The following is a 25,603-nucleotide window of genomic DNA, read 5'->3' as shown; positions in this document are numbered from 1 at the left end:
GTCAACCCCGAACTGTACCGAAAACTCCCTTCATATCTGTATCGGTACTGTACCGGAGTTAACCGATAAAGTGTCCTCTCAACTGGAGACCGCCATGCGTGAAATCCGACTCTTCGAACTGGACCCGGGACAGACCGTCTTCTGGCAAAGCCCGGCCACTGAGCCGCCTCAGTCGCTGCAAGTGTTGCAGGGCCTGCTGTGGCTGACCGTGGAAGGCGAACACATCGACCATTGGCTGGGCGCAGGGGAGAGCTTCGAGATTCGCGGCGGCCAGCGCGTGTGGCTGGGCACTTGGCGGGAAGGGGCGCGCATGCGGGTGAGTCAGCCGGCGAGCACGCTATGCGCGCCGCGCCGACGTTCGCTACGCGCGGGCCTGCGGCTGGCGTGGCGTGGGGTCGCCGCTCGCATGACGCAACGGGCGGTAGCGCGGCTCTCGCGCGGATAAAGAACGGCTTCGAAGTCGAGCAACACCGCAACCGCCGCGCAAATGACGCGACACGCGCATGCGGATACGTGGCACCCGCAATGAGGCAGAGTAAGCTATCGCTTTTTGTCGCCAGACTTTGCTGCCCCAACCGAACATGACCGCACCTCACGCCCTGAAACTGGATCACCTTGTCGTTGCCGCGCAAACGCTGGAGGCGGGCGAAGCGCATGTCATCGAGCAACTCGGACTCACCGACGTGGTGCCGCAACGCGGGGGCAAGCATGCCAGGATGGGAACGCACAACAGTTTGCTCGGTCTGTGGGGGGGCGTCTATCTGGAGATCATTGCGATCGACCCCGACGCCCCGGCACCCGGCCGCCCGCGCTGGTTCGGTCTCGATGACGACACCGTGCGGGCGCGTCTTGCCCGCGGCCCGTATCTCGCGCATTGGGTTGCGCGCGTGGATCGTCCGCGTTCGCTGCCCCGCTGGCAGGCCCAGTACCCTCGACGACTGGCTCCCGTGCTCGCAATGCAGCGCGGCGCACTGACGTGGCAGATTGGCGTACCGGAGGACGGCAGCCTTCCGTCATGGCAAGGCGCCGGCCAAGGCGTGTTGCCCACGCTGATCCAGTGGGATTCGCCACAGCATCCTACTCACACTCTGCCCTGCGCCGATTGCGCCGTCACCTCGTTGCGTGGCTTTCATCCGCAGGCTGCGACGATTTCCGAACAATTGCACTGGCTGAGCGCCGATGCGCTCATCAACGTCGAAGCTACGCTGGTCGAACCGTCGCTCGCCGCAGAAATCGAGACACCCAACGGCCCGCGCACGTTGCGCTAGGCCATGCCGTTCCAGACGCCCGGCCACAGCGCATGGCGGGCGCAGACTTACCAGAACCACGAGGCGACATCATGAATTCGCGTGAATCCCGGGGCATGCTGATCGGATTGATCGGCGTGCTCATCTTCAGTCTGACGCTGCCAATGACACGCATCGTCGTCGCAGAGGTCAACCCGCTGCTCAACGGACTGGGACGAGCACTCGTGGCCGCCATCTTCGCAGGCGCGCTGCTCTGGTGGCGCAAGGAAGCGTGGCCCACGCGGGCGCAGCTCACGAGCCTCGCGGTCACGTCGCTTGGCGTCATCATCGCGTTCCCGGTATTTTCGGCATGGGCGATGAAGACGATTCCGGCCTCGCATGGCGCCGTCGTCAACGGCCTGCAACCGTTCTTCGTCGCGATCTATGCCTACTGGCTCGGCGGCGAGCGGCCGTCGCGCAGCTTTTGGGGCTTTGCGCTGCTGGGTAGTGCGCTCGTCATCGCGTTCGCCCTGCGTGCCGGCGGCGGAAGCCTGCACGCCGCCGACGGGCTGATGTTGCTCGCCGTCGTCATCGGTGCGCTCGGCTACACGGAAGGCGGCAAGCTGGCCCGCGAGATGGGCGGCTGGCAAGTCATTTGCTGGGCGCTCGTCGTATCGGCGCCGGTGCTGCTGTTGCCCGTCGGCTGGCTTGCGTGGCAGCAGCCGTGGCCGATCAGCGGCAAGGCGTGGGGCGCGTTCGCCTATGTCACCCTCTTCTCGCAATTCATCGGATTCTTCGCCTGGTACGCCGGCCTCGCCATGGGCGGGATCGCGCGTGTCGGCCAAGTACAATTGCTCCAGATTTTCTTTACGATTGCGCTGTCCGCCCTGTTTTTCGGCGAACAGGTCGACGCCATCACCTGGCTATTCGCCGCAGGCGTCGTACTGACCATCGCACTCGGCAAGAACACGAAGATCGGCGCTTCGCGACTCACGGGCAAACCGGTCTGACGACATCTGACGGCGCATGCGATCCCTGCGTCGTCACTTGTTGCCCCCCTGGCGTTGCGCCTGCCATCAAGCGCTCGGCACCCGCAACGCCCGATACTCGCGGCTCATACAGAAAGGCCGCACCTTCAAGCGAGACCATCATGCACGATTGGCAATATTCCGAACGCGCCCGCAATCTGACCAGCTCGGCCATTCGCGAAATTCTCAAAGTCACCGAGCGCCCCGAGGTCATCTCCTTCGCCGGCGGCCTGCCCTCGCCCGCCACGTTTCCCGTCGAACAGATGCGGGCTGCCGCACAACGTGTCCTCACCGACTCGCCCCAGGCGGCTCTGCAATACAGCGCGACCGAAGGGTTTGCACCGCTGCGCGAATGGATCGCGCAACGCTATTCGCGCGACGGTTTGACGCTTGCCCCGGAAAACGTGCTCATCACGACCGGATCGCAGCAAGGACTGGATCTCATTGGCAAGATCTTCATCGACGAAGGCAGCCGCGTGCTCGTCGAAGCGCCGAGTTATCTCGGTGCGCTGCAATCGTTCTCGCTGTTCGCACCGAAATATGTGCCGGTGACCACCGACGATCAGGGTCTGCTGCCGCAAGCCCTCACGCCGGAGCTCGTGAAGGGCGCGCGTTTCCTGTACGCGATGCCGAATTTCCAGAATCCGACGGGGCGCCGTTTGCCGATGGCGCGCCGCGAAGCGCTGGCGGCCGTTGCCAAACGCGATGGCCTCGCGATTATCGAAGACGATCCTTATGGCGACCTCGATTACGAAGGACAGCGCCTGCCGAGTCTGCTGTCGCTGGCGCCCGAGCATGTGTTGTACATGGGCTCCTTTTCCAAGGTGCTCGCTCCCGGTCTGCGACTTGGCTTCATCATCGGACCGCGGGCAGTGATCGCGAAGCTGGTGCAGGCCAAGCAGGCCGCCGACCTTCACACACCGAGTGTGACGCAACGCATCGCTTACGAAGTCGTGAAGGATGGTTTTCTCGACACCCACATCCCGTCGATCCGCACGCTTTACGCCGCGCAGGCGCAGGCAATGCTCGCCTCGCTGAAGACACACATGCCGGCAAACGCCACGTGGACGGCCCCCGCCGGGGGCATGTTCATCTGGTTGACATTGCCCGCAGGCATCGACACCATGCAGCTACTGGAAAAAGCGATTGCGCAGAATGTGGCGTTCGTGCCCGGCGCGCCGTTCTATGTGGGCACGCCACAATCGAACACGCTGCGGTTGTCGTTCGTGACGGTGCCGCCGGAGAAGATCGAAGCAGGCGTCGCGCGTCTTGGCGCACTGATCTCCGGCGCCCTGCCGCGCCGCGCCGCCTAATCTGGCGCTGGGCCCCCCGTTGCGCCCCGGCAACCGGTCCGGACACGGCTTCGGTCGATTGCCGCAGGCATCGACGTCCGCTCACCTACATGCCGGACCTTGGTTGGCGCCGGCAGTCACGAACCCACGCGAGTTGCCACACCAGACTCCCACCGATCGGCCCGACCGACCGATCGGTCCAATTTCAACGCCTCTGCAAGGAAGCCGTAAATGTCCGTCTACGACAAACTGAAGCAACTGGGTATCGAACTGCCGACCTCCGCCGCCCCCGCGGCCGCCTACGTGATGGCCGCGCAAACCGGCAACACCGTGTTCCTCTCGGGCCATCTGCCGAAGAAGGACGGCAAGGTTTGGACCGGCAAACTCGGCAAGGACGTGAGCGTCGAAGACGGTAAGGCCGCAGCGCGCGCCGTCGCCATCGAATTGATCGCCACGCTGCACGCGCACACGGGCGACCTGAACAAGGTCAAGCGCATCGTGAAGTTGATGAGCCTGGTGAACTCGACGCAGGAATTCACCGATCAGCATCTGGTGACAAACGGCGCGTCGGAACTATTCGGTGAAGTGTTCGGCGACGCGGGCAAGCACGCTCGCTCCGCATTCGGTGTCGCGCAGATTCCGCTCGGCGCATGTGTCGAAATCGAATTGATTGCCGAACTCGCCTGATTCGGTGGATCGGCTTCGCGTCGACGGTAAGGCTCGTGACAGGAAACGCGAGGCAGCGCACGATGCCAGGTGAGATGCCTCGCGCGCCATAGCGTGACCATCATCCGGCGAATACGAGAACAGCCACCGTTGGTGGCTGTTTCTCTTTGGCGCGGCTTGTGCCGAGAGCGTCGCGGGCTTGCGGACTCGAACGCGTATCGCCTCAGACCGGTTTGCCCGTGCCGTACGCACGACGCATCGCAATCGCAACGCCCAGCGAAATCACCACGGCGACCGACAGCAAGGCGACCACACCGTGCCAACCGTGCGATTTGAGCACCACGCCCGAAAAGCTGCCCAACAGGCTCGAACCGAGGTAATAGAAGAACAGATAAAGCGCCGAGGCAATAGCACGGCCTTCGGTGGCGCGTCGGCCGACCCAACTGCTGGCAACGGTATGCGCGCCGAAAAAGCCGAAGGTGAAGATTGCCAACCCCAGCACCACGCCCGAGACCTGCGACGCCAGCATCGTCACCAGGCCGACCATCGCCAGCGCGACGAGCACCCACAACAATCGCGGACGCCCCACCCGGTCGGACAGCGGCCCCGCGATGAAAGAGCCAGCCACGCCGATCAGGTACATCGTGAAGATAGCGCCGATCGCCGCATGCGGCAGATGAAACGGCGGCGCCGACAGATAGAAGCCGAGATAGTTGTAGACGCTCACGAAGCTGCCCATCATGAGCCCCGCAAACAGATACAGGCCCAACAACGCGGGATCGCCCAGATGGCGCCGCGCATGACCGAGGGCCTCGCGAACGGTCATGTGGCGCGGGGTGAAGCGGCGCGAATGAGGCAGACTGCGCGCGAACTCCAGGCCCATGGCCAGACACACCAACCCGATCAGCGCGACCGACACCCGCCACGAGAACATGTCCGCGACGAAAGCGGCCATGACCCGGCCCGCCATCCCGCCCAGAATATTGCCGCCGATGTACAGGCCCATCGACATGCCGAGCGAGCGCTGATCGATTTCCTCACTCAGGTAAGCCATGGCAATGGCGGGCAGTCCCGACAGCGCAAGGCCCTTGAGCGCGGCCAGAACGACGATGGTCTCGAAGTTGGTGGAAAAGGCACTGGCCAGCGTCAGCACCGATGACGTCAGCAACGCGATGGTCATCATCCGCTTGCGGCTCACGCGATCGGCCGCAACGCACGTCACGAGCAGACCCAGCGCCATCATCATGGTCGCACCGGATACCGACCAGCTGGCCTGCGCCGGGCTGATACCAAACGTCGCCGTCAGCAACGGCAACAGCGACTGCATGCAGTAAAGCTGAGCAAACGTGGAAAAACCGCCGAAGAAGAGTGCCCGGCTGATGACGGCGTATTCGCGGGTGCCGCGTGCCACACCCGCCGGAAGTTTCGGCGCAGATGCACCGCCAGTGCGCGCGCCTCCGGAAGACAAGGGTAGAGAATTCGGTGATGCCATGGTGCCGGCTCGCCTCGCGCGAGCCATGGAAGAGAAATGTATACAACGAATGATAGATTTGCCGATACCTCGCGTCCAATATATATTTAAGCGAGTTTTCTATATATAAAAGCAATCAACTCAAGGAGCCAGGCATGGAATTGCGGCACCTGCGCTACTTTGTGACCGTCGCCGAAGAGCTACATTTCAGCCGTGCCGCCCAAAAGCTGAATATCGGGCAGCCTCCCCTGTCGATGCAAATACGCGCTCTGGAGGACGAGCTGGGGGTGCCGCTCTTCGAGCGCTCACAGCGGCGCGTCTTTTTGACGCCAGCCGGACGCACCTTCCTCGCGCGAGCGCGCCAAATCCTGGCAGACGCCGACGCGGCGCGTCTTGAAGTGCAACGGATCGCAGGACTCTATGCAGGCGAGTTGCGCATCGCGTTCACGACCTCCGCGCCGATGACCAATCTGATGAAACGCGTGCTCACGAGCTATCGCCAGCGATACCCGCGCGTCACACTCACGTTGAGCGAATCGCCCTCGGAGAATCAGCGCGAAGCCCTGATGGAACGCACGCTGGACATCGGCTTGCTGCGTCAGGCGGAGGAAGCCCCGCCAGTGCCCGGATTGAGTTTCGAAACGTTGATCGACGAAGCGCTTGTCGTCGTTCTGCACCAGGGCCATCCGTTGGCGCAGCGCTCCAGCCTGTCGATTGCCGATCTGGCGGAGGAAGCCTTTATCATGCATCCGCACGGCGTAGGCACGGCCATCGATGGTCAGATCCGAAGAATGTGCGAACGCGCCGGCTTCACGCCGCGCGTCGTTCAGGAAGCGCGCGAGTCGACGACGATCGTCGCGCTCGCGGCGAGTGGATTGGGTGTTGCGGTACTGCCCGCCGCCGTGCGCTGCATCCAGATCGAAGGCGCGTATTTCATGGATTTGGGCGAACCCGATGCGCATGCGCCGCTGTTGCTCGGCAAGCGCCACGACGACAACAGCCCGCTCGTCCAGGCTTTCGTCGCAATATGTCACGAAGTGGCCGGCCATCAGCACGTCGAACGACAGCCTGCCACGTAATGCCTGTCAACTACGCAACGATGCCGCCAGGCCAATCACGACGACACCCAGCACGAGATTGAGAATCACCAGCCGGCGAATCCCGTTGACCGCCGCCGCCCCGTCCGGCCAGGACTGCGCCTGCACGGCACGTTGCAGACGCGGGAACAGCGCAAAACGGATGTGTCCGAAGACAAGCATCATCAGCGCACCGATCCCCGCCATGGCGTGCACCGGCCAACGGGCATGCAAACCGCCCATGCCCATCATCATGTGCCCGCCGGACAGCAGAATCAGCACGATTGCCACGCCGACCCACGTAAAGAAGCGCGTGAACGCAGCCTCCCATAATGGCAGGCGTTGCTGTGGCGACAACTCGGACGACGCTGGACGCAAACACACCAGCGCGAAGAACATTCCGCCGATCCAGACGGCAACACTCACCAGATGCAGAAACAGGCTGAAGGCGTAAACAGTCATGCGCGACTCCCTCAGGATGCTTTCGGCACGGCCGGCAACACCGGCTCGAGCGAACGCGGTTTGAACGTCGCGAACTTTACCGCCGGCGCACGGCCCTTGCGGGCGCGCTTGCCGATGTTGGGCGCCAGCGCGGTACCCGAAAGCGTCTCGGACTGGACTTTACCGCCTCGCACTTCGCCGTACACCGTGACACCCGCCTCGCTGATCGGAACAGCCGACACCAGCGTCTGCCTGGCCTCCAGACCGATCAGCGTGACGCCACGTCCGCCCCCGCTCAGCGCCTTCATTTCGTCCATGCCGAACACGAGCAGACGGCCGTCGCTCGATAGACAGGCAACCGCGCTTGCGCCCGGCCAAATTGGCGTCGGCACCAGCGGTTCGGCGCCATCGTCGATGGTCATGAACGACTTGCCGGCCTTCACGCGACTGACCATGTCGCCAAGCCGGGTCGTGAAGCCGAAGCCCGCCGACGTCGCCAGCAGCAACTGCTGCTCGCCCGACGCGGCGTAGTAATGCAACAGACGCGAACCGGATTCGAGCTCGATCAACGAGGTGAGCGGCACGCCATCGCCTCGTCCGCCCGGCAATAGCGCAACGGCGACCGAATACACGCGACCGTTGCTGCCCCATGCGATCAGCGGATCGACGCTCCGGCATTCGAACGCCCCATACAGCGAGTCGCCCTGCTTGAACGAGAAGCCCTGCGCGTCCAGGCCGTGCCCTTTGAGCGCCCGCACCCAGCCCTTGGCGGACACGACCACCGTCACCGGCTCGTCGACCACGCGGGCTTCTGCGACCGCCCGCTTCTCTTCCTGAATCAGCGTGCGACGTTCGTCGCCGAACTGCTTCGCGTCGGCTTCGATTTCCTTGATGAGCAGGCGCTTCATCGCGCTTTCATTGGCGAGCAGTTCTTCGAGCTTCGCCTTCTCGTCACGCAACGACGCGAGTTCCTGCTCGATCTTGATCGCTTCGAGTCGCGCCAGCTGACGCAGACGAATTTCCAGAATGTCTTCCGCCTGACGCTCGCTCAGTTGGAACGCGCTCATCAGCGCAGCCTTCGGCTCGTCCGACTCGCGAATGATGCGAATGACTTCGTCGATATTCAGGAAGACGATCATCCGGCCTTCGAGAATATGAATGCGGTCGTCGACCTTGCCCAGACGATGTCGCGTACGGCGCGTTACCGTCGCGAAACGGAAGCCAATCCATTCGGTGATGATGTCGCGCAACGACTTCTGCCCCGGGCGGCCGTCGGCCCCCACCATCACGAGGTTGACCGATGCACTCGACTCCAGGCTCGTGTGCGCGAGCAGCATCGTGACGAATTCCTGCTGGTCGATACGGCTCGACTTGGGTTCGAACACGAGGCGCACCGGTGCATCCTTGCCCGACTCGTCGCGCACAGCGTCGAGCATCGCCAGCATCGACTGCTTGAGGTTTTGCTGCTCAGGCGTGAGCGACTTTTTGCCCAGCTTGACCTTCGGGTTGGTCAGTTCCTCGATTTCTTCCAGCACCTTCTGGCCGGACGTATTCGGCGGCAACTCGTACACCACCGCCTGCCACTGGCCGCGCGCCATCTCTTCGATCTTCCAGCGTGCACGCACCTTGAGGCTGCCGCGGCCGCTTTCGTAGGCGGCGCGAATCTCGGCAGCACTCGAAATCAACTGACCGCCACCGGGAAAATCCGGTCCCTGCACATGGCTCATCAACTCGGCATCGTCGAGCTTCGGATTGCGGATCAGCGCAACCGCCGCCGACGCGACTTCGCGCAGATTGTGCGACGGGATTTCCGTCGCGAGCCCCACCGCGATGCCCGATGCGCCGTTCAGCAGCACGAACGGCAGGCGCGCCGGCAACAGGCGCGGCTCGTCCGTCGAGCCGTCGTAGTTCGGGACAAAATCCACCGTGCCCGCGTCGATTTCCTCAAGGAGGAGCTTCGCGATGGGGGTGAGGCGCGCTTCCGTGTATCGCATGGCTGCGGCACCGTCGCCGTCGCGCGAGCCGAAATTGCCGTGACCGTCGATGAGCGGATAGCGCATCGAGAAGTCCTGCGCCAGACGCACCAGCGCGTCATACGCGGACTGGTCGCCGTGCGGGTGGAACTTACCGAGCACGTCGCCGACCACACGCGCCGACTTCACCGGCTTGGCGTCGGCGGCGAGGCCCATTTCGTTCATCGCAAACAGAATGCGGCGCTGCACGGGCTTCTGGCCGTCGCAAACATCCGGCAGGGCCCGGCCCTTGACAACGCTGATCGCGTAGTCCAAATAAGCGCGCTCAGCGTACGCGCCGAGCGTTAGGGTGTCGTCATCCGACGGTTGCGTAAAGAGATCTTCTACTTGTTCCATAAAACCTGTGGGTTTGCTGCGAACGTTTGACGAGAGTTCGAGTGGATGTTGACCGCGAGATCATACCAAGCTCGCCGGTACATTTCGGCAAAAACGCGCCCGAATGGCAAAGCGCAATGCGATTTAGGTCGCCCGGCACCCCGGATTTCCAGGATTCCGGCCGCGCTTCGGACGATTCCGAGAGGGGGTTTCCGAGATCGCCAAATGGAGCGCCAACGGATGCGCAGCGGTATCTCAGTCGGTCGCGGGCGGTGCCGACAGTGCGGAGGGCGCCGAATCGCGCGCCGATGCGTTCGGCATGGTAGCAGGCACCACGGGCAAACCTGACGGCGCACCCAGAATGACGTGGATACGCCCATCGCGCGACCCGTTGATCCGCGCATTTCCCAGCGTCCCGCCACTGCCGCTGGCCTGGATGACGCGACGGCCGGGCACCGCGTCGGCGTTGCCCGGATGGAAACGTCGATAGAGTTCGAGGACGGCAGCGACGTAGTCGCGCGTCTCCGCATAAGGCGGAATCTGATCGGCGTGACGCGCCACCGCGCCCTCACCCGCGTTGTAGGATGCGAGCACCAATTCCAGACGGTCGGGATAACGGGCCTGAAGGTCGCGTAAATAGCGGGCGCCGGTCAGCACATTGACACGCGGATCGGTCAACTTGTCGGCAACGCTGCGTCGTGCGTCGGCGCGCACACCGTAACGCTCGCCCGTTGCCGGCAGCACCTGCATCAGCCCCACAGCGCCTTTGGGTGACACTGCCGCGCTGTCGAAGCCGGATTCGGCGGCGATCACCGCTTTGAGCAGCGCGGCGTCGACGTTGAATTTTTGGGCCGCCTGCGCGATCACCGGTGCCAGCTTTTTCAGATTGGGATGACGTGCGAGCGCGTCATACAGACGTGAGCGGTCGGGGCCGCTGACCACGCCTTGCCGTTGCCCGGTGCGCAGATCGACGTTACCGCCATTGCCCACAACGAGCCGATAGCGAGCATCGAGCTTGCGCGCAGCGAGATGGGCTACGCCGTTTTCGTCGACGTAGCCATACAGTTCGGCGTGCGCGAGCGGCGCCGCGCCAAGCAGCAAAGCGGCGAGCGCGGGACCTGCGAGTTGGCGCAGAGAGAACTTTCGGCGAAGCGCGCTTACGCGTTTGGCCGTCGAAACATCGCTATTGCTGACCTTTGACATGCACCTTGATCGTCTGGCTCATGGCCGGACCGTACGACTGGTGGGCACCGTTGGCGAATTGCATCGTCAACGTGTGATCGCCCGGCGTCAGATTGACGCTCGTCTCGGTCTGGCCTTTGCCGAAATGCAGGTGGGTATCGTCGGTGGGAACGACCTGACCTGCCGGAACCGGATCGCCGTCGATGATGAGGTGATGGTGGCCCGTGTCGGACGCCATGTCGCCCGCCGGTTTGATCGCCATGCCCTCGACGCCGAACTTGACCACTACCGGATTCGACACCGTCGCACCATTGGACGGTGCAACGAAGAAGACGCGCGGTTGGGCCGACTGTGCCAAAGCGGTGGCGCTTGCGCCAGCAAGCAGCATGGGCACGAGAATGTAACGCATGGAACGCAACATAACGCGACTCCCGGTAGGGTGAGGGGTGGATTATCCCACTATGTGAGCACTCACGCTGGTTTGCCCCGCGTGAGTGCGGCGAAAATGCGCATTCCTACAATGCCAATGTCCTGGCAAGGGTCCGCTATGGCCCGCCCGGCGAGGCATGAGGCCACTTCGATCATTCCGACCATGCGGGCCGGCGTGGACGGACCGAAAGCCTCCGATTGTGTCCGTCGGCATGCGGCCCACCCGTGTGTGCGCCGACATCGCTCAGATATCGGCTTCGACCTCGTTGCCCTTGGCCTCGAGCCAGCTGCGCCGCTGCGCCGCCTCGCCCTTGCCCATGAGCATGTTCATGCGGGCGACGGTCGCGTCGAAGTCGAGCTGACCGAGCGACACCGGACTCAGGCGACGCGTATCCGGATTCATCGTCGTCTCCCACAGTTGCTCGGCGCTCATCTCGCCCAGCCCCTTGAAGCGGCTGATGGACCACGCAGACTCACGCACACCGTCCTTGCGCAGCTTGTCGAGAATCGCTTCGAGTTCGCCCTCGTCCAGCGCATACAGCTTTTGCGCGGGCTTCTTGCCACGGGCCGGCGCATCGACGCGATACAGCGGCGGGCGCGCCACGTACACATGGCCCTTGGCGATCAGTTGCGGGAAGTGACGGAAGAACAGCGTGAGCAGCAACACCTGAATGTGCGAGCCATCCACGTCGGCGTCCGAGAGAATACAGATCTTGCCGTATCGCAGGTTCGACAGATCGGGGGTGTCGTTCGCACCGTGCGGGTCGACGCCGATAGCCACCGCGATGTCGTGCACTTCGTTGTTCGCAAACAAACGGTCGCGCTCGGTCTCCCACGTATTCAGGACTTTGCCACGCAGCGGCAGAATCGCCTGGAATTCCTTGTCGCGCCCCATCTTCGCCGACCCGCCCGCCGAGTCGCCCTCGACGAGGAACAGCTCGTTACGCGCGATGTCTTCCGTCTCGCAATCGGTCAGCTTACCCGGCAACACGGCCACACCGGAGCTTTTCTTCTTCTCGATCTTCTGGCCCGCACGTGTGCGAGCCTGTGCCTGCCGGATCACCAGTTCGGCCAGCTTCTTGCCGTGCTCGACGTGATGATTGAGCCACAGTTCGAGCGCAGGACGCGTGAACGACGAGACCAGACGCACGGCGTCACGGCTGTTCAGACGCTCCTTGATCTGCCCCTGAAACTGCGGATCGAGCACCTTCGCCGACAGCACGAACGACACGCGTGAGAAGACGTCTTCGGGCAGCAGTTTCACGCCCTTGGGCTGAAGGTTGTGCAATTCGATGAAGCCCCGCACCGCCTGAAACAGACCTTCGCGCAGCCCCGACTCGTGGGTGCCGCCTGCGGGCGTCGGAATCAGGTTGACGTAGGATTCCCGCACCTGTGCACCGTCTTCCGTCCACGCCACGACCCACGCAGCGCCCTCGCCTTCGGCAAAGCTGTCTTCGCTGCCGTCGGCGAAACGTTCGCCTTCGAACAACGGGATGAGCGGCTCCGCCCCGCCCAGGGATTCGACGAGGTAGCCGCGCAGGCCGTGCTCGTAGAACCAGGTCTGCTCTTCGCCGTTCTTTTCCTGGCGCAACGTCACGCGCACGCCCGGCAACAACACCGCCTTCGAGCGCAGCAGCCGTTGCAGTTCGCCCAGCGGCAGTGCCGGGCTATCGAAGTACTTCGCATCCGGCCAGACAGTCACACGCGTTCCGCTTTTCTTCTCGCCGCGCTGCGCCTCACGCGAATGAAGCGCCACGTTGACATTGCCACCGTCGGCGAATTCGAGCTCCGAGACCTGACCATCGCGCCACACCGTGACCGCGAGTCGCGTCGCCAAAGCGTTCGTCACGGACACGCCGACACCGTGCAAGCCGCCGGAGAACGTATAGGCACCACCGGCAGCCTTGTCGAACTTGCCGCCGGCATGCAGACGCGTGAACACGATTTCGACGACCGGCACGCCCTCTTCCGGATGGATGCCGACAGGAATGCCCCGACCATCGTCCTCGACGCTCACCGAACCGTCCTTGTTCAGCGTGACGAGAATCTGCTTGCCGTAGCCTCCCAGCGCTTCGTCCGAAGCGTTGTCGATGACTTCCTGAATGATGTGCAGCGGATTTTCGGTACGGGTGTACATGCCCGGGCGCTGCTTGACCGGCTCAAGCCCCTTCAGGACCTTGATGGAAGCTTCGCTGTATTGGGCAGGCGTATTTTTTTTCGACATAGCGTGACTGAATTGGGGTTCGACGCCCGCCGATTATCCACATTTCCTGTGGACAACCACGGGGAAAACCCATTAACACATGACAAAAGTGACGCCGGATCAACGACTTGTGTTGCGACGCCCACATAATGGGCACTCAAGGTGCGCATCACGTCGTACCGTTGTCCGGCGAGCGTGTCGCACTTGATGATTCGCGGCCTATTGTACTGTCACTCGTGACGCGGTCGCGTGACATTGCCAGGCGCGCCCCGGCACCCAACGAAACGCGGCCGGAAAACCGGCCGCCGACATTGCCGACACGACGGGGGCAAACTTATGCGCTCTCGCCACGCTGCTTGGCTTCAAGCACTTCCCAGCGTTCGAGCGCTTCGAGCAATTCCAGTTCAATCGCTTCGAAACGTTCGGACAACGCCGCCCCCGCCGCCGGATCTTTCACAAAGATCGAGCCGTCTTCGATCTTCGCCGCGGCCTCTTTCTGCTCGTTTTCCAACGACGCGATACGCTCGGGCAGCCCGTCGAGTTCGCGTTGCTCCTTGTAGCTGAGTTTGACGGTACGGTTCGTGCCGCGCTTCTGTGCACCGGCGACTTCCTTCGCCGCCGCTTCCACAGGCGCACGCTGCGCCGCGAGGGCCGCCGAGCGCTCGCTCTGCACCTGCCAATCGGTGAAGCCACCGACATACTCGCGCCAGTTGCCGTCACCTTCGGCCGCGATGACGGACGTCACGACGTTATCGAGGAACGTACGATCGTGGCTGACGAGGAACACCGTGCCGCTATATTCCTCAAGGAGTTCTTCAAGCAGTTCGAGTGTCGGAATATCGAGGTCGTTGGTCGGCTCATCGAGCACCAGCACGTTGGCCGGGCGCGCGAACAATCGGGCAAGCAGCAGACGGTTACGCTCGCCACCGGAGAGCGACTTGACCGGCGAGCGCGCACGCTCGGGCGAGAACAGGAAGTCGCCGAGATAGCTCATCACGTGCTTGCGCGCGCCGTTGATCTCGATCCAGTCGCTACCCGGGCTGATGGTGTCGAGCAGATTGCGCTCGGGATCAAGTTGCGCGCGCATCTGATCGAAGTACGCGACCTGAAGGTTCGTGCCTACGCGAATCTGGCCGCTGTCCGGCTGAATCTCGCCAAGAATGAGCTTGAGCATCGTGGTCTTGCCCACCCCGTTCGGACCGACGAGACCGACCTTGTCGCCGCGCATGAGGGTCGCCGAAAAGTCGCGCACGATCGTGCGCCCGCCGTACGACTTCGTCACGTTGGTGAGTTCCGCAACGATCTTGCCGGACTTCTCCGCTTGCGCGACGTCCATGCGCACGTTGCCCTGCTGCTCGCGGCGTTCGGCACGCTCGCTGCGCATCGCTTTCAGGCGTTCGATACGCGACACGCTGCGCGTGCGACGCGCCTCCACGCCCTTGCGAATCCACACCTCTTCCTGCGCGAGCAGCTTGTCGAACTTCGCATTCTCGACGCGCTCGATCTCAAGCTGCTCGGCCTTGCGTTCCTGATATTGCGTGAAATTGCCCGGGTACGAGAGCAGACGGCCGCGGTCCAGTTCCACGATGCGCGTTGCCACGCGATCGAGAAAGCTCCGGTCGTGGGTGATGAACAGCAGCGCGCCACGATAGTTGACGAGCAATTCTTCAAGCCAGCGGATGGCGTCGAAGTCGAGATGGTTGGTCGGCTCGTCGAGCAGCAGCACGTCCGGCTTGGCGACCCACGCCTGCGCGAGCGAGACGCGCTTTTGCATCCCGCCCGACAACGCGCCCACACGGGCGTGCCCGTCGAGGCCGAGCTGCGCGATGGTCGTCTCCACGCGCGTCTTGAGTTGCCAGGCGCCGGCCGCATCGAGCGACGATTGCAGCGTGTTCAGACGTGCCAGCAGCGCGTCGTGCTCCGGGCCTTCCGGCGCCACGGCAAGCGCTTCGGCCGTACGGTCGTATTCGGAGAGCAGCACGTGCGCATCGCCGAGGCCGAGCGCGACGACTTCGAACACCGACTGTTCGGCATCGAATACCGGCTCCTGCGGCACATACACCGTGTGCAAGCCCGCCTGACGCGCCACGAGGCCATCGTCGGGAGACGTCAGGCCCGCCACGATCTTGAGCAGCGACGACTTGCCTGCGCCATTGCGGCCGATAAGCCCGACGCGCTCGCCGGCTTCGAGCGAAAAATCGGCATTGTCGAGCAATGCCAGATGACCGAACGCCAATTGGGCGCCCGTGATGGAATACAAGGCCATGTGTCGGGAAACGCGTGAACTACGATGAGAGGTATTGTAGTGCCGGGCGCGATGGCCCGGCCGGGAATGCGGTGGACGTCGACGACCTTATCACTACGATCGAACCGACGCACGCACCATTTCGATATGCATGATGCCGTCTTCGTCATACGGCTCGCTCGCCCTTACAAACCCGAAGCTGCCGTAAAACGCTTCGAGATGGGCCTGCGCACCGATGCGCAGCGCGGCGTCCGGCCATTGCGCGCCGGCAATCTCCATGGCCCGTGCGAGCAATTCCCGGCCGAGGCCGGTGCCCCGATGCGATGCAGCCGTAATCACACGTCCGATCGACGCTTCGTCATAAGCGAGTCCCGGCGGCAACAGTCGCAAATAGGCAGCGATTTGCGGCACGTTCGATGTTTCGGAATTCGCTTGCGCGACGAGGTGCAGGCAGTGCGGATCGCGTCCGTCGATGTCCTGATACGGACATTGCTGTTCGACCACGAACACGGCATTACGCGCGGCCAAAATACGATAGAGCAGCGTGCTGCCCAACGCGTCGAACGTCTTGCACATCCATTCCATTCCCAAATCTCCAGCCCGTGCAATGCGGCATTGCAACACGACGAAAAGCGGGACTATAGCACCGTCGCAAAGCGACGATGCCAGGATCGCGCACATGAAATGAAGAGGGGAGAAGACGCGGGACGAACCGGGAAGCGCCGGACTTACTGGAAGTAGACGATGCCTTGCTCGATGTCGGCGCGCGCATTGCGCTCGGCGTCGTCGAGGGCGTTCCTTTGCGTGGCAAAGCCGTATGCGGTTTGTACCTGATAGGCGCCAACTTTTTCCAGGCCCTGATGGGTCGGGCGGTGAATTTCGTAGAACGCGTCCCAACGGGCGTTATCTCGTTCGACGGCGTGGACGCTGTACTGGAATTCCTGATATTGCGATGTTGTCATTTTGTATCCTTCTTTACTGCAAAAAATTCGACTGATAACTATCCCTCTCGAATCGGCTTACGGTGGTGAGAGTGCAAAGTTGCACAAATGTTTCCGTGAAGTGCACGCAGCGTAGCTACCGAATGTGACAGTCGCACGACAAAAACGTGACCGACATGCGACGCACACGGCGACCGGACCTGGCGCCGGCGCAAGTCCGGTACGCGCCCGCATTGCGCACGCAAGGCCCAATGCGGATGCGATCGGACGACCGGGCGTACGAACGCCCTTCGCGACTTCTGTTTCGGGGAATGATGGCCGGCCGTCCATTCGGATCGGCGGCGGGAACACCAAAGCGTTCCGTGTGGCATGCCGACGACAACTATGTCGGCGCAAACCGTGCGGCACATCTGTAATGATTTTCGCGCCGCAGCCTGACCGACACCTGGTGCGCAACTTGCCAGGCGTTTTATGCCGTTCTATGCCACTGGAAACCACACTCAGCAAGCCCGACGTTGACGCACAGATGAATGCAGTTGGCGAATCATACCAGAAAAACGGGCCAACTGCACCATAGTGCGTGGCCCCGCCCCGACGCGGCGGTCTCCATTCGATCGGATCACCCGGTCTTATGACGGGGCGCCGGCATCGTCCATTTGACGCAACACCCAATACATATAGCCTGCGAACGCCCCGAAAATCACATGGCCGGCCACCATCGTCCAGCCGCGCGACTCCATGAACCACGGGAACATTTGCGTCATTACGTAGAAATTGACGACATACACGATGAGCCCGAAGATGCCCCCGGCAATCGACACCGTCACGATGTCGGAATCGAGCCGGAATGGGGCGATGATCGCGCCGAGCACGATCCCCAGCACCACGCCGATGGCGGCATGCACCAACAGCGCCATGGCGACGATCGACACGTCGAACGTGGCGGGCTGGGACAAAATGCCCGGGCCCAGCACAATCGCCGCGACCATACGCGGCGGCACCCACGGGCTCTGCCCGGTGACGAGCAGCACCATGAGCATTTCCACGGCGGAAAAGAAGGCACAGGCGACGAAGCCGGCAACGGCGGCAGCCGCCCAATCCGGCGTGCGGTGCGTATAGCGGTGCGCGCTGAGATGCAGTTCCATGATCTCCTCCGTTGAGGGTGACGCACAGAGCCACCGGCAAGACCGGCAGTGTTTCCAGCATAGGACACAATCCGGGAAATGGGTCCGGCGCGCCGGGCCGCTCCCCCGCTCCCCCGCGCCCCTATACTTGCCGGTATGCCCTGCATTGGGCGGGGTGTTCAGGAAGATGTCTGATGGCTAATACGTCCAGTTTTCTCGCGCTCCTCGTCAGCATCGTGCTCATCGGCGTGCCGGTGTGGCGCATTCTCACCCGCCTCGGCTACTCGCCCTGGCTCACCGTGCTGGCCTTCATTCCGCTAGTGAACATCATTTCCCTTTGGCTGCTCTCCTACGCCAACTGGCCGAGTCAGCGCACACCGGTCCGCACGACCTGAGTACGGGAGGTGAGGAAATACGGCCGGCATCACGTTGTGGTGCCGCGTCGACGCTCGCCCATGGTGCAATGCGGTACGGTAGAATATTCGCCAAACTCCGAATACTGGACAGGCATGAGCACAGAGCTGAACGCGGCATCCAATTTCATCCGCAACATCATTGACGAAGACAACCGCTCGGGAAAATGGGGTCAGCGCGTGGAAACGCGCTTCCCGCCGGAGCCGAACGGCTATCTGCACATCGGGCACGCGAAGGCCATCTGCGTGAACTTCGGCATGGCGCGCGACTACGACGGCGTGTGCCACCTGCGCTTTGACGATACCAACCCCGAGAAGGAAGAAACCGAATACGTCGACTCGATCATCGACATGGTCAAGTGGCTCGGTTTCAGCTATCAAACGCCGCAGAAGGAACACCTCTATTTCGCCAGCGACTATTTCGAGCAGCTCTATCAGGCGGCCGAAATCCTGATTCAGCGCGGCAAGGCGTACGTCGATAGCCAAAGCGCCGAGGACATGCGCGCCAATCGCGGCACGCTCGTCGAGCCGGGCAAGGATTCGCCGTTCCGCACGCGCACGGTCGAGGAAAACCTGGATCTGTTCCGTCGCATGCGCGCAGGCGAGTTTGCCGACGGCACGCACGTGCTGCGCGCGAAGATCGACATGGCATCGCCGAACATCAACCTGCGCGACCCGGCCATCTACCGTATTCGCCACGCCCATCACCATCGCACAGGCGACGCGTGGTGCGTGTATCCGATGTACACGTATGCACACCCGCTCGAAGATGCCATCGAGAACATTACGCACAGCCTGTGCACGCTGGAGTTCGAAGATCAGCGTCCGTTCTACGACTGGGTGCTCGGTGAGTTGGCGGATGCGGGCATGTTCACACGTCCGACGCCGCAACAGATCGAATTCGCCCGTCTGCAATTGACCTACGCGATCACGAGCAAGCGCAAGCTGCGTCAATTGGTCGACGAGAAATACGTCGATGGCTGGGACGATCCGCGCATGCCGACCCTCGTGGGTCTGCGTCGCCGCGGCTTTACGCCGGAAAGCCTCCAGTTGTTCTGCGATCGTATCGGGGTGGCCAAGTCGGCGTCGTGGATCGACATGAGCATTCTCGAGCAGGCGCTTCGCGACGACCTCGACCCGAAGGCGCCGCGCGCCACCGCTGTGCTCGACCCGCTCAAACTCATCATCGACAATTATCCGGAAGGTCAGCAGGAAGATTGTCTGGCACCGGTCCACCCGCATTTCCCTGAACGCGGCATGCGCACGTTCCCGATCTCGCGCGAGTTGTGGATCGAACGGGAAGACTTCCAGGCCGAGCCGGTCAAGGGCTTCTTCCGTCTGTTCCCCGGGAACAAGGTGCGTTTGCGCTACGGCTACGTCGTGGAATGCACGAGCTTCGATACCGATGCCGACGGCAACGTCACTGCCGTGCACTGCAACTACTTCGAAGACAGCCGTTCGGGCACGCCGGGCGCCGACAATTACAAGGTCAAGGGCAACATCCATTGGGTGAGCGCGCCGCATGCCCTGGCGGCGGAAGTGCGTATTTACGACCGTCTGTTTCTCGACCCGAATCCGGACGCCGGCGACAAGAACTTCCTCGACGCGATCAATCCGAACGCCAAGCGCGTGACGCAAGCTTATGTCGAGCCGGGCATGCTGAACTTCGCGCCCGAGGACCGCGTGCAGTTCGAGCGCCACGGTTACTTTGTTGCCGACCGCCACGATTCGCTACCGGGCAAGCCGGTGTTCAACCGCATTGTGTCGCTCAAGGACAGCTGGGCAGTCAAGCCGGCCAAGGGCGGCGGCAAATAAGCGCCGCACAGGCTTCGTTGGACGAAACCCGCGCCTGCGTGCGCGGGTTTTGCTTTTTGGGACGAGCAGGCGCCCCCGGACCGCGCAAATACCGACTATAAGGCGCGAGCCAGCCCGAAATCGGTGGTTCGGCGTAATCTCGCCCGGAACCACTCCTTGCGCTCCTCGCGCTTCCCATGTTCCGTAGCCTTGCGCGCCGCTGGCGATGTCGGCTGTGGGGCTTACCGTCACGTCCGTCAGCGCCGCCTTCCATGTCCCTGCCCCTCTCCCGCCCCTCGTCGGCGTCGCCCACCTCGCCGGCCCCGCCTGCCGTACCAACTGTCCCCGTCGCCGGCGCCTTGACGCAGTCCAAGCCATCACCGTCGACGGCGTCGTCGATTCGCCCCCCGTCGCTTGCCCGTGAACACCGTTGGTTGATCGCCGAACTGCGCGCAATGGCGGCTAATTTCTCACAAATCTATTTCGTCCCATCCGCCGGCATTGGCGCCCTGCTATTGGCGGTACTCGCGCTGGCCGATCTGCCCGCCGCCGTGACGGGGGTGGCAGCGAGCGCGATCGCATCGGCGTGTGCCATCGTTCTGCGACTCCCGGATGCGCTGCGGCGCGCCGGACTGCTCGGTTACAACGGGGCGCTGACGGGCATCGCGTTCGGCACGTTATGGGAACCAGATGTGACCTTCGCCGCGTGGCTGGCGATCTGTGTCGGCTTGACCGTCCTGGCGACGGCCTTGCTGGCGCGTTACCGCTTGCCGGCGCTGACGGGTCCTTTCGTGGCCGCCATGATCCTCACCTGGACGTTACAGCCATGGCTCGAACTAACGCCGCGTGCGGGCACACCGGCCTGCGACGCTAGTACGCCGGCGTTCGTCTTTTGTTCGGTCGGACAGGTCGTATTCATCGCCCCGCTCGCGCTCGGCCTGCTGACCTGGTACGTGGTAGCACTCTTTACCCCCCGCGCTACGCTCTGGGCGCTGGTGGCGAGTGCCGCGATCTGGGCGGGATTCAGCGCGTTGGCCACGGTTTGGCCGTCCATGGCAACACAGGCCGGGGGCGTTGGCGTCAATGCGTTCCTCGCGGCACTCGGCCTCGGCGTTTTCGGACGTCACCCCACCGTGCGGTTGATCGGCGGCGCGCTGGCAGCGGTGATCTGCGTCGTGTTGGGTGGATGGCTCGAATCGTGGGACTGGCCATATTTCACCTTGCCGTTCAATCTGGCCGTATGGGCGGTGCTGGGCATATCGGCAAAGCCCCGTCGGGCTGCCGCGGCATAAAAAAATGCCCGGAACGTCCGTTCCGGGCACTCGCTCAACGCGAACCCCGTGGTTCGAAGCTGCCGTCTATGCGGCAAAGGATCTTCTCCAGCTTCCCCGTGTGGTTTTGGCCTGCCCTTGCTCATTTCAGAGCATTTTAAGCCCAACTGTTGTAGTACTGCTTCCTCTCTGACGCTCGCTAACGCCCCCCGACGTTGCGAACCGTATCGAAGCCCAGGCCTCTTGCGTGCCATAAGCGTATCAACGGACGATTTCGCAAAAAGTTGACCGGGGTATACACGGATCGCACCCCAGTCCCGGGTCTCGCATCCGGACGCGGTCGGTCAATCGCCGGGCACGCCGCCGTACGCGTTGCCGGACACCCTCGGCGTCTTGACGACGGCATATCTGGCGAGCGTTTCCTTACGCGCCACGTCGTGGGCAACCAATGGCCAGGGATAATCCTGCCCCAGCGTCACATTGGCAGCCGCCAGCGCCTGCGCATCGGCACGCCATGGCGCATGTATCGCCCTGTCGGACAAATTCGCCAGTTCAGGGAGGTACTTCCGGATGAAACGTCCTTCCGGGTCGAACTTCTCCGACTGAGAGACCGGGTTGAAAATACGGAAATATGGCTGAGCGTCGCAGCCCGTGGACGCCGCCCATTGCCATCCGCCGTTGTTCGCGGCCAGATCGAAGTCATTTAGCTGGCGCGCAAAGTACGCTTCCCCGCGTCGCCAGTCGATACCGAGATCCTTGACCAGGAAGCTGGCCGTCACCATCCGCAGCCGGTTGTGCATGTATCCGGTCCGATTGATCTGGCGCATCGCGGCATCGACCAGCGGATATCCCGTTCGTCCCTCGCACCATGCCTGAAACGCGATATCGGCCGCTTGGCCCGACGCCCATTCGATCGCGTCGTAGGCGGGCTTGAATGCATTGCCGACAACCTCCGGATGGTGGTGCAGGATCATGAAGTAGAACTCGCGCCAGATCAGTTCGCTCAACCACGTCTTCGCGCCGCTGCCCGCATCGCCCCCCTTGAGCATCGCCGCATGCGCCTCGCGCGCCAGCGCACGAATCGACACAGTGCCAAAGCGCAGATGGACAGACAGATAGCTTGGCCCGCGCACCGCGGGATAGTCGCGCCGCTCGTGGTAGTGCGACATGCGAGGCAGGAAATCGTCCAGCAACCGATGCGCCCCTGACTCCCCCGCAGGAATCGCGATTCGACGCGACGCCGGTACGTCGAAACCCAACGACGCCAGCGACGGAACCTCACCTTCGCCATCCATCGCCTTTGCAAGGCGTTTCAGGTCGGACTTTCGGCCATGCGGCGCGAGGTCCACCGGGCGCACCTGTTTGAGCCACGCCCGCGAATACGGTGTGAAAACGCTATACGGCTCGCCCTGTGCCGTCAGTATCTCGTTCGTTTCGAAGATCACCTGGTCCTTGACCGTCTCGAACGCAATGTCCGCCTCGCCGAGGGAGCGCGCCACTGCGCGATCGCGTGCGACGGCGCCGGGTTCGTAATCACGCCCGGCGAAAACGGCCTGAACGCCCAAGGCCGTCGCCAGTTCCGGAACCTCACGGGTTGGGTCCCCGTGACGCACGATGAGTGTGCCGCCCGCCTCGGCGAATGTCGTCGCCAACTCGCTCACGCAGTCGTGAATGAACGCGACGCGCCGGTCGTCGCGCGGCAATGCGTCGAGAATCGTCGTGTCGAAGACGAACACCACATAGACTTCGGCACAGATTGCCAGGGCCTGGGCCAGTGGCGCGTTGTCCGAGCAGCGCAGATCGCGCCGCAGCCATACCAGCCCTTTTTGGAATTCGCTCATGTCTGATCGGCGCGACGAAGACGCGCCGCCATCGGGTTAAGTCGCAGGTGTTCTCGCGGAATCCGGGACGCATCCGCCAAATCTCGTACCATAGCGGGATCGTGGACTTTTCGCCAACGGCCTCGCTGACTTCATGACTCGGAAGTTTCCGATTTTTGACCGCCCTCACCGTATTGTGCCGGCCCTGTTCTGCGTCGCGGCCGCCCTGCTCCTTGCCGGTTGCGCCGCCCCAACGAAGCCTCATGGTGCTTCGCCGGCATCGCCGGCAACGCATCCGGCTGCACCCGACGCCGCCACGTTACGCGAGCGGCATCTGGCTGCGGCGGACGCGGCCGCCAATCAATATCGCACCTGCCTCTACGGGCACGTCGCGCGCTACGTCGATCTCGTGCCCGACCCCGTTCGCCTTGCCGACGAAGCTGCCGCCGAGTGCGCCCCGATTACCGCACGATTTCGGCGCGAACGACAGGCAGCGATCATGACGTACACCTCGGCATCGGACGCCGCGCAGCAAGCCGATGCCGCAACGCTCGCCCTCCAGACCGATGGCCTGCGCGTCGCTCGCGCTCGCGCAACGGAGTTGCGCGCACTTCAATGAGCCGAAGCGACGCTCCAATGCACGGCATCGATGCTGGCCGCGATTACGTAGTCACCCGAACGTGCTTTCCCTAATCGGGCAAGCCCCGATTGGCGAAATACGGGCAGGTGACCAAAATGAAATCGCCCTCTTACGTCCTTTTGGGGGTACTGCGACAACGTCATTTGCCCGCTTCGGCGGGCATTTTTCTTCGGTATCCGCAGGAATTTGCCCCGGGCGTTAAGGGCGAGGAGGCAACGATGTGCGTCTTTCGCATTAGCCGCGCGGCGCTCGCTTGTCATCGTGCACACGCGGCGCCGGCGCGTCCCCGTCAGGCGAGTGTTTATCCGGCTCGTCGTGCCCCAGCCAACGGTGTGCGAGCGATTCGATTCGTCCGCCGAGCGCCAGCACGATAAGCAGCAACACCATCGCAACCAGCGCGATGTGCCAGCGGCCGAGGCCGCAGATGATGCCGATCCCCGTCGTGCTCCATAACGCCGCCGCCGTCGTGAAACCATGCACCGACGCGCCATGGCTCGGCCGTACGATGCAACCCGCCCCGAGAAAACCGATGCCGGCGACGATTCCCTGCACGACCCGGCTCACGGACGATCCGTCATAAGGCAGCGCCGTTCCCGGAAAAGGGACGACAGCGAGCACGAACAACGCCGAGCCGAATGAGACGATAGCGAGTGTTCGCAGTCCGACGGACTTGTGATGCAGATTCCGGTTGAGCCCGACGAGTCCGCCAAGGATCAATGCCGCCGTGAGCCGCAATGTGACTTCGATGATCTCCGCCATCCCTCACCTCGCTCGTCTGCGCGTTCTAAGTCTGGGTAGGCGCATTATCGCCCGCCGGCGGCCTGAGTGGCAGCACGTCGTCCCAGTCGTCGAACAATCGCAACTGACGCGTTGCCTGCGCCTCGAGCATGCGCACGCCGACGCCCATCAACCGCACCGGCCGACGTTTTCGCCCCACCGCCTGCGCGAGCAGTTCCCGGCATTGCACCGGATCGACACCCAGCGCCCCGGCTTCCGCCGTGGTTCGCGAGAAGTCCGCAAATCGGATTTTGATGAAGATTTTCGCGATGGCCACCGGTTCGCTGCGACGCGCCCGTTCGATCCGCTCGCCCAACTGACGAAGCAACGGTTCGAGCGCGGTCTCGCATTCCGCCAGCGTGCGCAGATCGCGCGTGTACGTCGTCTCGACACTGATCGATTTGCGCTCGCGATCCGGGCTGACCTCTCGCGTATCGATGCCGCGGCAACGCTCATACAAACGTTGACCAAAGACACCGAAGCGCTCGGTGAGGTCGGCAAGCGAATAGGTGCGCAAATCCGCACAGGAGTCGATGCCAAGCGCACGCAACTTCTCGGCCGTCACCTTGCCCACCCCGAATAGACGCTCGACCGGCAGTACCGCGACGAACGCGTCGACGTCCGCGGGTTTCACCACGAACATGCCGTCGGGCTTGCGCCAGTCGCTGGCGATCTTGGCAATGAACTTGTTGGGCGCGACACCCGCCGACACCGTCAGGCCGACTTCGGCCGCCACGCGCGCGCGGATCTCGCGAGCGATCAATGTCGCAGAGCCGCCGCAATGTTCGCTGTCGGTGACGTCGAGATATGCCTCGTCGAGCGACAACGGTTCGACCAGATCCGTATAGTCCCGATATATCGCCATGATCCGTTTCGACGCTTCCTGATACCGCTGCATCGACGCAGGAATGATGCGCAGGTCGGGGCACAACTTGATCGCCTGCGCCGAGGGCATGGCTGAGCGCACCCCGAACGCCCTCGCCTCGTAGTTGCAGGTGGCAACCACGCCGCGCTGATCCGGCTTGCCGCCGACCGCCAGCGGCACGCCACGCAGCGACGGGTCGTCACGCATCTCGACAGAGGCGTAAAAACAATCGGCGTCGCAATGGATGATCTTGCGCAGAGAAGTGGTCATGGTAAGCGGCGAGAACACTGTGCAAATATACAGCATTCACGCATATTCCGCGCTCCATCAGTAACATGTCCGCATCCTGCC

At 63.0% G+C, this 25,603-nt stretch carries 23 protein-coding genes; 10 read left to right on the top strand and 13 right to left on the bottom strand.

Translation table 11 applies throughout. From position 1 onward, the window contains the following. Positions 1–94 precede the first annotated feature (94 nt). From AB870_RS07885 to AB870_RS07865, 5 genes are all read left to right on the top strand, one after another. A complete protein-coding gene (locus AB870_RS07885; RefSeq protein WP_053059622.1) occupies positions 95–445 on the top strand; it encodes a DUF2917 domain-containing protein in 351 nt (116 codons plus the stop codon). A 136-nt stretch (positions 446–581) separates the two neighbouring features. After that, the gene (locus AB870_RS07880; RefSeq protein ID WP_047907578.1) at positions 582–1,268 is read left to right on the top strand and encodes a VOC family protein; all 687 of its coding nucleotides are present in this window, start codon (positions 582–584) and stop codon (positions 1,266–1,268) included. Between the two features lie 71 nt (positions 1,269–1,339). Continuing rightward, the gene (locus tag AB870_RS07875; RefSeq protein WP_047907577.1) at positions 1,340–2,236 is read left to right on the top strand and encodes a DMT family transporter; all 897 of its coding nucleotides are present in this window, start codon (positions 1,340–1,342) and stop codon (positions 2,234–2,236) included. Between the two features lie 140 nt (positions 2,237–2,376). Further along, positions 2,377–3,567, top strand: a complete 1,191-nt coding sequence (locus AB870_RS07870) for an aminotransferase-like domain-containing protein (protein WP_047907576.1) — start codon at positions 2,377–2,379, stop codon at positions 3,565–3,567. A 210-nt stretch (positions 3,568–3,777) separates the two neighbouring features. After that, on the top strand, positions 3,778–4,233 hold the full coding sequence (locus AB870_RS07865) for a RidA family protein (RefSeq protein WP_047907575.1): 456 nt from the start codon (positions 3,778–3,780) through the stop codon (positions 4,231–4,233). Positions 4,234–4,435: 202 nt separating this feature from the next. Here the strand turns inward: AB870_RS07865 and AB870_RS07860 are convergent, their stop codons facing one another. Beyond that, on the bottom strand, positions 4,436–5,704 hold the full coding sequence (locus AB870_RS07860; RefSeq protein ID WP_047907574.1) for an MFS transporter: 1,269 nt from the start codon (positions 5,702–5,704) through the stop codon (positions 4,436–4,438). 134 nt (positions 5,705–5,838) lie between these two features. Here AB870_RS07860 and AB870_RS07855 point away from each other — a divergent pair, with 134 nt between their 5' ends. Next, on the top strand, positions 5,839–6,762 hold the full coding sequence (locus AB870_RS07855; RefSeq protein ID WP_047907573.1) for a LysR substrate-binding domain-containing protein: 924 nt from the start codon (positions 5,839–5,841) through the stop codon (positions 6,760–6,762). A 6-nt stretch (positions 6,763–6,768) separates the two neighbouring features. Here the strand turns inward: AB870_RS07855 and AB870_RS07850 are convergent, their stop codons facing one another. The 9 genes from AB870_RS07850 to AB870_RS07810 form a co-directional block, all read right to left on the bottom strand. Next, positions 6,769–7,221, bottom strand: coding sequence for a CopD family protein (locus AB870_RS07850; protein WP_047907572.1), 453 nt, complete (start codon positions 7,219–7,221; stop codon positions 6,769–6,771). 11 nt (positions 7,222–7,232) lie between these two features. After that, positions 7,233–9,569, bottom strand: a complete 2,337-nt coding sequence (parC, locus tag AB870_RS07845) for a DNA topoisomerase IV subunit A (protein ID WP_047907571.1) — start codon at positions 9,567–9,569, stop codon at positions 7,233–7,235. Positions 9,570–9,803: 234 nt separating this feature from the next. After that, entirely contained in the window at positions 9,804–10,751 is a 948-nt protein-coding gene (locus tag AB870_RS07840; protein WP_064674795.1) for a lytic transglycosylase domain-containing protein, read from the bottom strand. Beyond that, positions 10,732–11,118 carry a DUF4399 domain-containing protein gene (locus AB870_RS07835; protein ID WP_418304000.1) on the bottom strand — a complete coding sequence of 129 codons (387 nt, stop codon included), beginning with the start codon at positions 11,116–11,118 and terminating at the stop codon, positions 10,732–10,734. The genes AB870_RS07840 and AB870_RS07835 overlap by 20 nt, the downstream gene beginning before the upstream one ends. 285 nt (positions 11,119–11,403) lie before the next feature. Next, positions 11,404–13,383 carry a DNA topoisomerase IV subunit B gene (locus tag AB870_RS07830; protein WP_047907570.1) on the bottom strand — a complete coding sequence of 660 codons (1,980 nt, stop codon included), beginning with the start codon at positions 13,381–13,383 and terminating at the stop codon, positions 11,404–11,406. A 313-nt stretch (positions 13,384–13,696) separates the two neighbouring features. Then, positions 13,697–15,628 (bottom strand): ATP-binding cassette domain-containing protein, encoded by a 1,932-nt coding sequence (locus AB870_RS07825; protein ID WP_047907569.1) that lies wholly within the window; start codon positions 15,626–15,628, stop codon positions 13,697–13,699. Positions 15,629–15,721: 93 nt separating this feature from the next. Next, the gene (locus AB870_RS07820; RefSeq protein ID WP_047907568.1) at positions 15,722–16,192 is read right to left on the bottom strand and encodes a GNAT family N-acetyltransferase; all 471 of its coding nucleotides are present in this window, start codon (positions 16,190–16,192) and stop codon (positions 15,722–15,724) included. Between the two features lie 143 nt (positions 16,193–16,335). Continuing rightward, on the bottom strand, positions 16,336–16,569 hold the full coding sequence (locus tag AB870_RS07815; protein ID WP_047907567.1) for a hypothetical protein: 234 nt from the start codon (positions 16,567–16,569) through the stop codon (positions 16,336–16,338). A gap of 608 nt (positions 16,570–17,177) precedes the next feature. After that, entirely contained in the window at positions 17,178–17,693 is a 516-nt protein-coding gene (locus AB870_RS07810) for a membrane protein (RefSeq protein WP_047907566.1), read from the bottom strand. 173 nt (positions 17,694–17,866) lie between these two features. Between AB870_RS07810 and AB870_RS07805 the strand changes: the two genes are divergently transcribed. The 3 genes from AB870_RS07805 to AB870_RS07795 all read left to right on the top strand — a co-directional run bounded on the left by AB870_RS07805 (position 17,867) and on the right by AB870_RS07795 (position 21,171). Continuing rightward, entirely contained in the window at positions 17,867–18,067 is a 201-nt protein-coding gene (locus AB870_RS07805) for a hypothetical protein (RefSeq protein WP_047907565.1), read from the top strand. A 114-nt stretch (positions 18,068–18,181) separates the two neighbouring features. After that, positions 18,182–19,900, top strand: a complete 1,719-nt coding sequence (locus AB870_RS07800) for a glutamine--tRNA ligase/YqeY domain fusion protein (RefSeq protein WP_047907564.1) — start codon at positions 18,182–18,184, stop codon at positions 19,898–19,900. Between the two features lie 338 nt (positions 19,901–20,238). Then, positions 20,239–21,171 carry an urea transporter gene (locus tag AB870_RS07795; protein WP_167362688.1) on the top strand — a complete coding sequence of 311 codons (933 nt, stop codon included), beginning with the start codon at positions 20,239–20,241 and terminating at the stop codon, positions 21,169–21,171. 323 nt (positions 21,172–21,494) lie between these two features. Here the strand turns inward: AB870_RS07795 and AB870_RS07790 are convergent, their stop codons facing one another. After that, on the bottom strand, positions 21,495–22,991 hold the full coding sequence (locus AB870_RS07790) for a cryptochrome/photolyase family protein (protein ID WP_047907562.1): 1,497 nt from the start codon (positions 22,989–22,991) through the stop codon (positions 21,495–21,497). 133 nt (positions 22,992–23,124) lie between these two features. Between AB870_RS07790 and AB870_RS07785 the strand changes: the two genes are divergently transcribed. Next, positions 23,125–23,589 carry a hypothetical protein gene (locus AB870_RS07785; protein WP_157112272.1) on the top strand — a complete coding sequence of 155 codons (465 nt, stop codon included), beginning with the start codon at positions 23,125–23,127 and terminating at the stop codon, positions 23,587–23,589. 255 nt (positions 23,590–23,844) lie between these two features. On the opposite strand, the gene AB870_RS07780 is transcribed toward AB870_RS07785, so the two are convergent. Together AB870_RS07780 and dinB are read right to left on the bottom strand one after the other, a co-directional pair. Then, positions 23,845–24,369, bottom strand: a complete 525-nt coding sequence (locus AB870_RS07780; RefSeq protein WP_047907560.1) for an MgtC/SapB family protein — start codon at positions 24,367–24,369, stop codon at positions 23,845–23,847. 25 nt (positions 24,370–24,394) lie between these two features. Beyond that, positions 24,395–25,522 (bottom strand): DNA polymerase IV, encoded by a 1,128-nt coding sequence (dinB, locus tag AB870_RS07775; protein WP_064674914.1) that lies wholly within the window; start codon positions 25,520–25,522, stop codon positions 24,395–24,397. Between the last annotated feature and the right edge of the window lie 81 nt (positions 25,523–25,603).

The organism is Pandoraea faecigallinarum, from assembly GCF_001029105.3.
GTDB lineage: Bacteria > Pseudomonadota > Gammaproteobacteria > Burkholderiales > Burkholderiaceae > Pandoraea > Pandoraea faecigallinarum.
Note: the sequence above shows the minus strand (reverse complement) of the source record. Positions and strands in the feature narration are given on the sequence as shown.

Bases quoted from the DNA above. Each gene is read 5' to 3' on its own strand.
- AB870_RS07835 (WP_418304000.1), bottom strand. From the start codon at position 11,118: ATGCTGCTTGCTGGCGCAAGCGCCACCGCTTTGGCACAGTCGGCCCAA.
- AB870_RS07850 (WP_047907572.1), bottom strand. From the start codon at position 7,221: ATGACTGTTTACGCCTTCAGCCTGTTTCTGCATCTGGTGAGTGTTGCC.
- AB870_RS07820 (WP_047907568.1), bottom strand. From the start codon at position 16,192: ATGGAATGGATGTGCAAGACGTTCGACGCGTTGGGCAGCACGCTGCTC.
- AB870_RS07840 (WP_064674795.1), bottom strand. From the start codon at position 10,751: ATGTCAAAGGTCAGCAATAGCGATGTTTCGACGGCCAAACGCGTAAGC.
- AB870_RS07805 (WP_047907565.1), top strand. From the start codon at position 17,867: ATGGCTAATACGTCCAGTTTTCTCGCGCTCCTCGTCAGCATCGTGCTC.
- parC (WP_047907571.1), bottom strand. From the start codon at position 9,569: ATGGAACAAGTAGAAGATCTCTTTACGCAACCGTCGGATGACGACACC.
- AB870_RS07885 (WP_053059622.1), top strand. From the start codon at position 95: ATGCGTGAAATCCGACTCTTCGAACTGGACCCGGGACAGACCGTCTTC.
- AB870_RS07780 (WP_047907560.1), bottom strand. From the start codon at position 24,369: ATGGCGGAGATCATCGAAGTCACATTGCGGCTCACGGCGGCATTGATC.
- AB870_RS07870 (WP_047907576.1), top strand. From the start codon at position 2,377: ATGCACGATTGGCAATATTCCGAACGCGCCCGCAATCTGACCAGCTCG.
- AB870_RS07810 (WP_047907566.1), bottom strand. From the start codon at position 17,693: ATGGAACTGCATCTCAGCGCGCACCGCTATACGCACCGCACGCCGGAT.
- AB870_RS07790 (WP_047907562.1), bottom strand. From the start codon at position 22,991: ATGAGCGAATTCCAAAAAGGGCTGGTATGGCTGCGGCGCGATCTGCGC.
- AB870_RS07875 (WP_047907577.1), top strand. From the start codon at position 1,340: ATGAATTCGCGTGAATCCCGGGGCATGCTGATCGGATTGATCGGCGTG.
- AB870_RS07865 (WP_047907575.1), top strand. From the start codon at position 3,778: ATGTCCGTCTACGACAAACTGAAGCAACTGGGTATCGAACTGCCGACC.
- AB870_RS07880 (WP_047907578.1), top strand. From the start codon at position 582: ATGACCGCACCTCACGCCCTGAAACTGGATCACCTTGTCGTTGCCGCG.
- dinB (WP_064674914.1), bottom strand. From the start codon at position 25,522: ATGACCACTTCTCTGCGCAAGATCATCCATTGCGACGCCGATTGTTTT.
- AB870_RS07825 (WP_047907569.1), bottom strand. From the start codon at position 15,628: ATGGCCTTGTATTCCATCACGGGCGCCCAATTGGCGTTCGGTCATCTG.
- AB870_RS07855 (WP_047907573.1), top strand. From the start codon at position 5,839: ATGGAATTGCGGCACCTGCGCTACTTTGTGACCGTCGCCGAAGAGCTA.
- AB870_RS07785 (WP_157112272.1), top strand. From the start codon at position 23,125: ATGACTCGGAAGTTTCCGATTTTTGACCGCCCTCACCGTATTGTGCCG.
- AB870_RS07860 (WP_047907574.1), bottom strand. From the start codon at position 5,704: ATGGCATCACCGAATTCTCTACCCTTGTCTTCCGGAGGCGCGCGCACT.
- AB870_RS07830 (WP_047907570.1), bottom strand. From the start codon at position 13,383: ATGTCGAAAAAAAATACGCCTGCCCAATACAGCGAAGCTTCCATCAAG.
- AB870_RS07815 (WP_047907567.1), bottom strand. From the start codon at position 16,569: ATGACAACATCGCAATATCAGGAATTCCAGTACAGCGTCCACGCCGTC.
- AB870_RS07800 (WP_047907564.1), top strand. From the start codon at position 18,182: ATGAGCACAGAGCTGAACGCGGCATCCAATTTCATCCGCAACATCATT.